Origin of the sequence: Saccharospirillum sp. (genome assembly GCF_040881935.1) — a bacterium.
GTDB lineage: Bacteria > Pseudomonadota > Gammaproteobacteria > Pseudomonadales > Natronospirillaceae > Saccharospirillum.
In genome coordinates this window covers 41,363-52,179 of sequence record NZ_JBBECH010000092.1, presented here as the reverse complement: position 1 = coordinate 52,179, position 10,817 = coordinate 41,363, and the positions used below count along the sequence as shown (strand labels likewise).

5 protein-coding genes are annotated in these 10,817 nt (G+C 46.0%); all 5 read left to right on the top strand.

Annotation, left to right across the window (positions count from 1 at the left end; translation table 11 throughout):
- Positions 1–580 precede the first annotated feature (580 nt).
- The 5 genes from WEB54_RS17065 (at position 581) to WEB54_RS17045 (ending at position 10,797) form a co-directional block, all read left to right on the top strand.
- Positions 581–853 (top strand): hypothetical protein, encoded by a 273-nt coding sequence (locus tag WEB54_RS17065; protein WP_368056794.1) that lies wholly within the window; start codon positions 581–583, stop codon positions 851–853.
- Positions 854–1,999: 1,146 nt separating this feature from the next.
- Positions 2,000–3,610 carry a DNA phosphorothioation-dependent restriction protein DptF gene (dptF, locus tag WEB54_RS17060; protein ID WP_368056793.1) on the top strand — a complete coding sequence of 537 codons (1,611 nt, stop codon included), beginning with the start codon at positions 2,000–2,002 and terminating at the stop codon, positions 3,608–3,610.
- Positions 3,611–3,612: 2 nt separating this feature from the next.
- Entirely contained in the window at positions 3,613–4,923 is a 1,311-nt protein-coding gene (dptG, locus tag WEB54_RS17055; RefSeq protein WP_368056792.1) for a DNA phosphorothioation-dependent restriction protein DptG, read from the top strand.
- Positions 4,904–9,982: a DNA phosphorothioation-dependent restriction protein DptH gene (gene dptH / locus WEB54_RS17050; protein ID WP_368056791.1), complete on the top strand. Its 5,079-nt coding sequence runs from the start codon at positions 4,904–4,906 to the stop codon at positions 9,980–9,982. Before dptG ends, dptH begins: the two co-directional genes overlap by 20 nt.
- The gene (locus WEB54_RS17045) at positions 9,979–10,797 is read left to right on the top strand and encodes a restriction endonuclease (RefSeq protein ID WP_368056790.1); all 819 of its coding nucleotides are present in this window, start codon (positions 9,979–9,981) and stop codon (positions 10,795–10,797) included. Before dptH ends, WEB54_RS17045 begins: the two co-directional genes overlap by 4 nt.
- Positions 10,798–10,817: the final 20 nt, after the last annotated feature.

Here is a 10,817-nt window from a genome sequence, read left to right as displayed (position 1 = left end):
ACCAGATTGCCCAGCAGATGAGCCAGAACCCGGAACTGATGGAGCGGGTGCAGGCTATGCTGCAGTAATCGTCTCGACTGAGACCCTACTGTAATGAATCCAGGCCCGCCTCCGTGCGGGCTTTTTTGTGGTGTGCGTAGCACCGAGAGGTGCTGTTTCAGTTCAGGTGGTGCTGGCTGAATGACTTAGGGGTGCAAGTCCCCTGTGAGCCTGGTAAGGGGAATCACTAGCTAACAGCAAGGGTGTTCACCGCGAGGTGAAATCTGAAGGAAGCGGAAGGCAAAACACTGGCCCGACGAACAGGAACCGCCTAGAAGGCGTTGATAGCGGGTAAGGTAGCCATGACTGCCAAGGCCCAATACTTGTCACGAATGCTATTAACGTAGATGCGGCGGGCATAAGTGTGAAGTTCACGCATCTTACCCCGGGAGGCCTGACCCTCTGCCACTGTGCTACTTACCTCGCGAGGGGTGGGGATGGAGGGTCAGGAGTCAGCCGAAGCCATAGTAGGGGACCACCGATCACCGAAGGGCTGAACCGAGAGAACCGTTAGTAGGAGACAGGTACGTATGAGGCGCAGATGAACGCAGATGCTGTTGGGCTGCAACAAGCACACCGGGGAGGCACCGTAGCGTATCCGGAGTCGGAACGGGTGCGCGAACAAGTGACCCAGACGTCCTGCTCGTGGACGAACGCGGAACCGATGGCGTTGATGGAGGCGGTACTCGAACCGTCGAACCTGAGACGCGCTTACCAACGAGTGGTCGGCAATAAGGGAGCCCCGGGCGTGAACAGCATGCCGGTGGACGCCCTTAAAGACCACTTGACCCACTGGCCAACGCTGAAAGACTAACTGCTGGCCAGCACCTATCTACCGCACCCGGTCCGCCAGGTGACGATCCCCAAGCCCAAGGGCGGGACCCGCCTAGTTGGGCATTCCGACGGTCCAGGACCGCCTGATCCAGCAAGCCCAGCATTAGATCCTCAGCCCCTTGCTGTAACCGACCTTCTCGGACGCCAGCTACGGCCTCCAGCAGGGACGAAGCACCCATCAGGCGGTCATGGCCAACATCTAGCGACATTTCAGTGACGGCCATCGCTGGGTGGTGGACATCGACCTGGCGCTGTTCATCGACCGGGTAAACCACGACGTGCTGAGGAGCGTGCTGGTTCGTTACATCCGCGACTGAAGATCCTGGAGGTCAACCGAAAGCGGTTCAAGGCGCGCCTCAAGAAGGTGCTTAACCGGCTCGAGGCCACCGCGATCGGTAAATCGATTGGGCGCCTGGCACTGATCCATAGAAGCTGGGCACACCACTATCGGTTGGCGGGCTAGCTACGCTCGGAAGAGGAGCTGGATCCGACGTTGCCTGTTGTTAATCCTGTAACGTCAGCGGAAACGGTCGTCCACCCATGCGGATCGCATGATACGCATGGACTTGACGGACGAAAGAGCGCCACTAACGGTCGAGGACCCTGGTTGAGCGGTGGGCCGTTGCAAATAAACGCGGCTCTGCAAAAGAAGCTCTTTGACCGGCGCGGGTTGTTTTCGATGTTGGACAGCGTAAAGCGGTTCAAGCGCTAACTCGGAAACGCCGTATACGGAACCGTATGTACGGTGGTGTGAAAGAACAGGGGCTGCAAGGCTTCCTCCTACTCGGTTCTGGCGTGTGTGTTGGGTATGAAGCACTATCAAGTTCGCGAAAACGCCGGTTGCGTCTGGAATCACGCCAGCACCGCGCAGCGGTTGGGTGCAGGAGGCATCCGAGCCTATCCTCTCGAACTTGCCAATGAAATCAAATACTTATGTCAAGATTAAGTGGCTTACTGCGCCTGGTGACTATGTTGTTGCCATATCGTGCCCAAGTCTTCCAAATCATGATACCTTGGCCTCTAAATTTTGACCCTTGCCCAAAGTCCCTGATATGGTACGGTGCTCAAATTAATGTTCGCCACGGAGCGGTATCAAAACCGCTTAAAGTCAGCAGGGTAGTAAAACATGATACGGCTTCGTGATGCTTTACGAGTTCTCTCTAAGTCCTCGCCATATGCGGTCAAAACAGAGCGCCAGCTTGAAAAATCTGACGCACTGGATTCAATCAAAGATTATCTCTACGTCCGAACCGACATTGAGCAAGATTTTTATGACCACCTCAAGTCGCTATCATCTTCCGAGAAAAAAGTTATCTTCTTGTGCGGCAGCAGTGGTGATGGTAAATCCGAAATCTTAACACGCTACCAAAACCAATTTCAGCACCAAGCCCATTTTCATCTTGATGCTACCCATAGTTTTAGCCCAAAAGAAACCGCCATAGAGCGATTGAATAAAGTATTTACGGATTATGAGCAAGGTTCAAGGTCGCTCGTGGTCGGAATCAATATCGGCATGCTTGGTAATTACTCTGAGGAAGGAGGGCAGGAACGCTTCAAAGCCGCTATTAGGAGCTTTCTGCGTAAGTCTAAGCAGCAAGACGAGTTCATCTTCTTGGATTTTGAACAGTACCCCAAGTTTAAACTGGCTGAACACTATTACAGCTCTAGATTTACGGAGCAACTGTTGCATCGTATTACAGCAGAAAACGACAACATAATTCGTCAGTATTACGACAAAGAAAAGGTTGCTGACCAACCTGATGCACCGCTCTGTAAGAATTTTGATTTGCTTTCCATCCCTTCCGTGCAGCGTATCGTGGTGGAGTCTTTGCTAAAAGCTCGTTTGATACGGGATCAGTTTCTTACTGCAAGATCTTTGTTGGATTTTATTTACCACTTGTTCTCAGGCGATGGCTATTTGTCTGAAAACCTCTTTACCTGCAATGAAAGTGAGATTGTAGCCAAAATAGCGGACTTCGATCCCGCGCTATTACGAACTAAGCAACTCGACCAATTTATTCTTAGTTATAAACTTGGAATAGAAGAAGATGCGTTTGAAGAGTTTAAGGTAACTCTCAAGGATTTGGGCTTTGATTTAAGGCGGTTCCGCTCACCTGAAAGCATGATTCGGCTTTTCTATCTCTTGCAGTACGAGGACATTGGTAACAATTATCACCATCGTTTTCGCATCGACTTTAGTGACACATTATTAGATAAATACGCGACAATTTGGCGTTTGCATCGGGCACCAGAGACAGCTGAAGCCAAGCAAGAATTGCGAGTTTTCTATCGTGATGTTCTCCTAACAGCAGTTAGCAAATACAACAATCGTAATGCGCCCCAACTTAGCAAAGATGAATTATTGCTGGCCACACGAGGTGGCTTTCACATCGCAGCACAGGTGGATGTGAAGCAAGATAATGCAGCAATCAAGTTGGCTGCTCAGCAAGAGCCTGAACATGTAGGTTACTTCCATGTATGGCTAAGAGTCGCAGAACAACCTTTAAAGAAAATAGCTATTAACATTAACCTGCTTGGGTTGCTTTATCGAATTTGTGAGGGCTACCAACCCAATAAGCATGATAAAAATGCCGTTGTTTTACTGGATGAGCTAGTTGAGGAGCTGCACGAAATTGCTGGTAAAACAAAAACACTCTTTGTGCTACGTGACATGACACGCTATCGGGCTCATGACCCCGAAGGTGATGGTAGTGAGTTAGAAGTGAGTGGGGGATAAGGATGAATCTCAGTGCGAACCTAGAAGTAACCAAGAACCGACTGAATCGGTTTTTCCCTTTACGCACCAAGGATGAACGAAAGGATCCAGATTGGAATAGCGTTCTTGGGATGGTCATTGGCGAGTTCTACCAAAAAGAGTTGGCACTGAATGATCTACCAGCATATCAAAGCCTCTGTGAAGTTGAGTTTAAAAAGCGACTAGATGATCCGTCATTTTGGCCAGTTATTAAAACCATGTACTTTGATTCGCGCAGCATTCTAGAAGTGGCACCAGAGTTTTTGCTGTTTAGAGCAGGAGAAACCGAGGAAAACAAACATAACCAGCGTATCGGAGATATGTTTGTTCACCTGATGGGGGGGCAGGTAATGGTTGGCTTTAACCCGATGCGGTTGAATTTTATTGAGAAAATATTGTTCGATGTGCTTAATACTCAGTCGTTAAAAGTTAAAGCCAGTAAAAATAGTCACAAAGCCACAGAAGTACCATTTTTACCGTTTTTAACAAACAGCTTTAAGCAAGATTTAGCCTTTCTCGGCACCAAGCCTAGTTACTTGTTGGATTGCTTTGAAAGTTTTTTACGGCTTTACGGTTTTCTTTATGCGAGTCAACTGGCCCATAACCTCTTGAAGTGGTCTGAGGGTGAGCCAAAGCCATGTGCCAATTACATGATTTTGGACACTGAAAAGGCGAGTGCAGAACGGCACTATCTAAAGGAAGCTGGCTACAAGCAACTTTACAAGCATGCGCATCATATTTTTCCTTACCTTACCATGTCTGAAATGCTGCAGTCTGGGCATGAGGAGATTGTGCCTCTTTGGCAGCTTGCGCAGGGTATAAAGGAAGTCGATCGGGCTAAAGATCAGTTAAACGCATTTGCTCAAACCTTTAAGATCGAGCGTGCCTTGAAGCATCAGTTTCTTAGCGATAAAGACTCTCCAATGGCTGCCTTAGGTCAAGTCTTAAAGCTATCAATGGAGCAGTTTAGAACAGGCAATAAAGACAAAGACGATATCAACAGCAATTTTGCCAAAGCAACACTGAAGCATCTTTGCGCAGATTTCATTCAGCAACGAGGGGCTGCTGGGTCAGTTCTGGTGCTAAATCAGGATTACCTATTGCTTTTAACCAACTTAGTGATTGGCAACAAAGAGTCACTTCGGCTTAACGAGGTAATCCGAGGCTTTAACCAGCGAGGCGTATTCTTCGACAAGCAGAGTCAGGCTGAAGTTGTGCAATTTTATGAGCGTATTGGCAATGTTGAGCGCATGAGTGATAGTGGGGATGCTGTCTATGTCAGAAAAACAGTTTGAAGTCTTTCTTGCTTCACAATTTATTGCGTGGGGTAAGCGTGAACTGAAAGCCGGCTTTCGTTACCAGTTTAAATCACCGGATAATCAGAATAGCGAAGCTTTAATTGAGGCTTTGTTGGCAAGGCAAACAGCAAGCTTTTCTGATATGACAACTGTTCTGCCTTACATTGAGTTGAACGCTGTACGTTTAATCCCAGTCCTTCATGCTGATAACGATCATGGTTTTACCGAAAACTATATTTCCAGGTTGCGTGACTTGGTTGCGGCTCAGCAAGGTGAATTTAAAAGAACGGCCTTATTGATTGTACACAACAGCATGCTGGATACACTGGTCAACTCTGCGGAGGACTTGGCTCAATCAGGAAAGGTTTGGCATCCGCTTGCACTGAAACAGCAGTTAAAAAAGTTGATTAACCTGAACGACCCGCAACGGATTGTTTCCGAGACCTTGCTGGACCTGGTGTATGAACAAATCATCGACAATGGTGGCACTGTTTTTGGGTTTAGCAAACTATATGGTGCAATTTTAAATGGTGACTTGCGTTTTCATGAACTGGATTTGCTGCTAGATAGTGACCTGATTCGCTATGAGAACCAAAAAGAGCAAATTCAAAAGCGATTGGAAGAAAATCAGCATCTGCACCGCCGTATTTCAGAAATTACCGAACGCTTCCCCGGGGAATTGGTTGAAAAGCTGGGTGAACTGGATTTTGGTGAAAAGTTTATTGAGGAGCACTTTTCCGAGCCGAATAAGTGGCAAGCGGCACTTGAGCTAGGCGCATGCTTCGAAGAGCAGAAGAAAAACCGCAAGCCCGGCTTAAGCCTTGAAGCGGAAGAATGTGGCCTGACGGTTGATTTGACACCACGTGATAAGGCAGCTACCAAAGCCGGAAAACGCGAACGTCATCTTATTTTAGCCTTACATGAAGGTGAGCTGGCTGCGGATTTTGAGCTGGTATTTATAGGCGACGCCGTCGAAAAAAAACAAGTTGAAATTAGAGATGCGTCAGAAAACAAAGTTCAGCTTACTGGCATTAATAATGCAGGTGGTAAACGTAGTCGGGTCAAATTTAGTTGCACCGATATCACGGCCCCAGTGTTTTGTTTTATCAAAATAAATCGTGAAAAAACGGCAGAAACCTTTGGTTTTAAAGTAGTCATTTTACCACATTCAGATTTTCCGCTTAAGAATATCGCGCATAGTTTTCTGGTGCAGGTTAAACAAAAACGGTTGCTACTTCAAACCGATGACAACAACTTGGTGATATCCGATAATTTTGCTAAAGAAGAGTTAGAGCAACTTGGACAGGTATTTTCAACAGAGGAAATTGGCTGCATTAACTTTGAGACGATGGCAAATGAGTCGGCTGAGATAGGATTTGCGGTTAAAACAAACAGTTACACGTTGGATTTTGAAATAGAAGGAGCCGTTGCGACCGATGTCCTAAGTCTGCCTTTGCTCTTGGATATTGAACGTTATTCACGTTTGTTTGATCGCAGCTTTTATGGTGCTTTTAATCGTGCGAAAAATAAGATAATTATCGATAATCAAGAGGTAGCACCCAAAGGGCGTAGGCTGACACTATTGCAATGGGAACATGAATTAATCGAAGCGCAGTTACTCTATCGACATGATGAGTCAGAGCGTAGCCTGGACTTGGCCTCACTATCAGATTTTGACGAACTACAATCTGCCTATGCTGCCCTGCTGCATGAGCTGAAACAGCGTCGCTCTTTACCATCGCTTTGTGGTTGGGATCAGCAGTACGTTTTTTTGGTAAGAGCAGTTGTCGAAGCTTTCACTCAGGCGATACAGGCTATTGCAGACAATGATTTATTGAGTAAGTCGCAAAAGAAGTTGATGCAGATTGGTTTTGCAGTATTTGAGGGAGATGAGTACATAACCCCTTTGCACCCTATGGTTTTAGCTTATTATCTGTATCTGTCTGAGCAGATGCTGAACGATAAGGAGTATGCACAAAGCTTTTCCAGTATACCACGCATTACAAAAGAGCGTCTCAACCCCCAGGGGCTGATTCCGTTTTTGTACCATGCGAAGTACGAGTTTAGCTATGTGCAAACTGATCGCGAGAATAGCTTTTGGTTACAACTGGTTCCCCAGCAAGATACCAGTTTTAGTTATGTCAGAAAGCTAGTGGCAGAAAAGGTTGCTGAGTTCCAAAAAGCTTTTAGCATGCTATTTAGCAGTGGTCCTAAGGCGAAGCTGCTTATAAACTCAGTCAATGGTTATGACAATCACGATCTCTTTATGGGGCTGGTTGATCTAGTAAAAATTCTAAAAGATAAAGTGCCTTACATCCATGTTTATTTGTACGATGATGCTCTGGTTTACAACGAGTTCGATCGTTTTGCTGACATGGGCAAACACGAAGAGCTCAAACAGCGCTACGAGCTGAATAAAGGCAAAGCAAAGGATTATGCCGACTTGGTAGTGGATTTACTGCGAACCCGGCTAACTTACAGCAAATATGAGAATAACAATGTAGACGAGCAGCAGTATGCGCACATTAGTTTCTTCCGTAACAATCAACGGGTAGAAAGAACCGATGTTGATCCGGTACAAGAGCTAAGTGGGGTCGTGTGCAATGGTTTGATAGCGGGCGAAGCAGCAGCTAACAAGCAAGATAGCTACTTCACTGCGTTTGGTTTAAAAGGGGTAGCTACTCAAGAGTTGCCTCATCTACAGCTTGCGCTGCATTACAATCGCCTGGTGAAGCCTGCCAATAAAGTTAATGAACAGCATGGGCCGGCAAAGTCATCCGCGTTGGCGGTGAGCGATGGGTTCCGTAAATTGCTGGAGCGCTCTTACGACTCATCAATTTGGACCTGCATTATCGACCCCAAAGTGACTCTGGATTTTTTCGACTCTACAAAGGACGTGGTTTTAATCCATTACTCCGATAACTACACCAATTCTACCAACTACGATGCCATCACGGTGACAAAGCAAACCGATCTTTACCGAAAGGTATTGGAGCGTGATGAACAAGGTGGCCACATTGAAGAGTTCAATGCTTTCAATGGAGAGTGGTTACTTAAAATGATCACAGATCGTGATACAGAGCGTAAAGCCAAGCGCGGTATCATAGGGGCTTATAAGTACGTCAATGCTTTGCTGGCGCATTCCGATATCACCTGGGTACCTATATCCGTGGCAGAGATGATCCGGGTGGCTGGCAATATTGGCCTCAAAATTAGTGAGTCGGATTTTTCCCGCACTATCCATGGCCACAAGCAAGGTCCAATTTCAGATGATGTGCTCTTTGCAGGCTTTAAGGGCGATAAGCTCTATTTGCTACCGGTAGAGGTGAAAACGGGTAAGCGACAAACCCACAGTAAAGGCTTTTTGCAAGCGCTGGAGTTAAAGCGTTACCTTACTGAAGACCTGCTTGGCAAGCAAGACCTCGCAGGCTTGTTGTATCGTGGGCTATTTGCCCGTCAGGTGTTGATGCAAGTAGAGAAGTACAAGTTGTATAACTTGTACGAGGATAACTATTTTGATGACCTGGTCGAACACAGAGAATGGTGGTTGAAAGGTGAGTATCAGCTAGCCGAGCTGGACGATTATCCGAAAGGATTCCTGTTCGTTAACGTCGAAGATGGTACTTTCTTTGATGCTAACTATAGCGAAGAGCAGGATATTCTGAAGATTGAATTACCAAGTGGTTGGATGGGTGATCTAATTCGAAAGCCATTAAAAGAGATGTTAGCTACAGCAAGCAGCGAAACGTTGTTTCGGGTTCCAGGCCAGTATCTATTGCAACCACAAGGCAAAGCAGCAGGGTACCAGGGATCGGTGGGAGCTGAGTTACGACAAGTAGCGGAGCCAGCCGGCCCGTTGAACGCCCCTTCAGTAAGTAGCGATGAGCAACCGGAGAAGACTCCCCTTCCGATTGAGAAAACCAGCGATGGGCAGTTGCAAGTTTTGTTCGGAAACGATGCGCGAACGGATCAGCCACTTTACTGGGAGCCAACAAATACTGCCCGCTTCATGAATACCAATACCGGCATTATTGGCACTATGGGTACCGGGAAAACCCAGTTCACCAAAGCGATGATTACTCAGCTTTTCCGTAATCAACACAACAACGTTAACAGCGCGCCGATTGGTATGCTGGTTTTTGATTACAAATCCGACTATGTAGACGACGCCTTTATTTCGGCGACACAGGCCAAAAAATACAAGCTGTTTAAGCTGCCTTATAATCCGTTAAGCTTGTTTGGCGATACTCCCATGCTGCCAATCCATACAGCAGCTGGTTTCTCGGAAACCATGGCCAAAGCCTATGGTCTAGGGCCAAAGCAACAGTTAAAGCTGGAAAACCTAATCCTCGAAGCGTACTCAGCTGCTGGTATCAGCCCTGAAGACGCTTCCACCTGGCAAAAACCAGCACCAACCATTGAGGATATCTGGGCGCTGTTTATGGCTCAGGAAAAAGTGGAAGAAGATTCGCTCTATGCGGCTTTGTCCAAGCTAGCGCGTTTTAAAATCTTCGAGTCCATTCCAGAAAATATGACCAGCCTGTATGAGCTCACATCGGGAATTACCGTAATTGAATTGGCGGGATATCCGCCAGAGATCCAAAATTTGGTGGTGGCGCTTACTTTAGACTTGTTCTACTCACAAATGCAAAAACGGGGCAAGCCTGATGTGGAGGGCGACTACCGCCAAATCACTAAGATGATACTAGTTGATGAAGCCGATAACTTTATGTCGCAGAACTTCAGCAGTCTGCGCAAAATTTTAAAAGAAGGGCGTGAGTATGGGGTAGGTATGGTGCTATCCACACAAGATATTACTCACTTTAAAACCGGTGAGAATAATTACGCTTCGTACATCCTCACCTGGGTTATTCACCGCGTGGCCGAGATACGCAATGCCGATATCAAGGCAATTTTTAACGTGGATGATAAAGGCGAGCAAGAGAATTTGATGGAAACCATCCGTAAGTTGGAAAAGCACTACAGCTTGTATATCGATGGTAAAAAAACGCTAACAAAAATGCGAGATAAGGCGTTTTGGGAGCTTCTGAAATGACGATAGTAGAAGCTATAAAGGAAGTATTGCGTCGTTATCCAAATGGATTAGAGTTTGAAAAAATATACGATGAAATCGTAAAAACCAAACTCTATGAATTCGGCGCGATTGACCCGAAGCAAGTAGTTCGCAGCAAGCTTAGGCAGCATTGTGTAGGTCTTGACTTTCCGTCAGCCAGCCCGACGAAACATTTTTACTCAGACGGCGAAAAAGGTAAAGCAGCAAAGTATTTTATATGGGATGGTAAAGCACAGCCAATAAAGAAAAGTGATGTTGAGCGTCCAGATCGCTTACCTGAAGAGATTATTGATTCTAAGCACAAAGAGCATTTAAGCCAAATCAAGAATCAGATGATGGATTTTATATACAAAGCTGATTATGGATTTTTTGAAAAACTTGTTATTAAGCTTCTGCAAAAAATGGGCTATGGTTGGGATAGTAAAAAGTCGGGTTTGCATACTGGTGGGCCAAACGACAAAGGAATTGACGGAGTAATATACCTAGATCAGCTTGGCTTAGACAAAGTTTATATCCAAGCGAAACGATATAAAGTCGACTCTGCTATTAGTCAAAGCGATATACAAAAGTTTATTGGTGCTATGAATACTCAAGGTGCCAGTAAAGGAGTATTTATCACTTCGTCTTCATTTACTCGCCTAGCTATAGAGGAAGCATCTAGAGCACAACTTATGAAAGTTATCCTAATAGATGCAGAAAAACTAAGTGAACTATTGATAAAAAATCATCTCGGCGTGAGTGTTTCTCAGGCTTATGAAATGTATACAATTGATTCAGATGCTTTTATAGATCGCTAATTAACGAATTTAGAGGGATA

Bases quoted from the DNA above. Each gene is read 5' to 3' on its own strand.
- WEB54_RS17045 (WP_368056790.1), top strand. From the start codon at position 9,979: ATGACGATAGTAGAAGCTATAAAGGAAGTATTGCGTCGTTATCCAAAT.
- dptH (WP_368056791.1), top strand. From the start codon at position 4,904: ATGTCAGAAAAACAGTTTGAAGTCTTTCTTGCTTCACAATTTATTGCG.
- dptF (WP_368056793.1), top strand. From the start codon at position 2,000: ATGATACGGCTTCGTGATGCTTTACGAGTTCTCTCTAAGTCCTCGCCA.
- dptG (WP_368056792.1), top strand. From the start codon at position 3,613: ATGAATCTCAGTGCGAACCTAGAAGTAACCAAGAACCGACTGAATCGG.
- WEB54_RS17065 (WP_368056794.1), top strand. From the start codon at position 581: ATGAACGCAGATGCTGTTGGGCTGCAACAAGCACACCGGGGAGGCACC.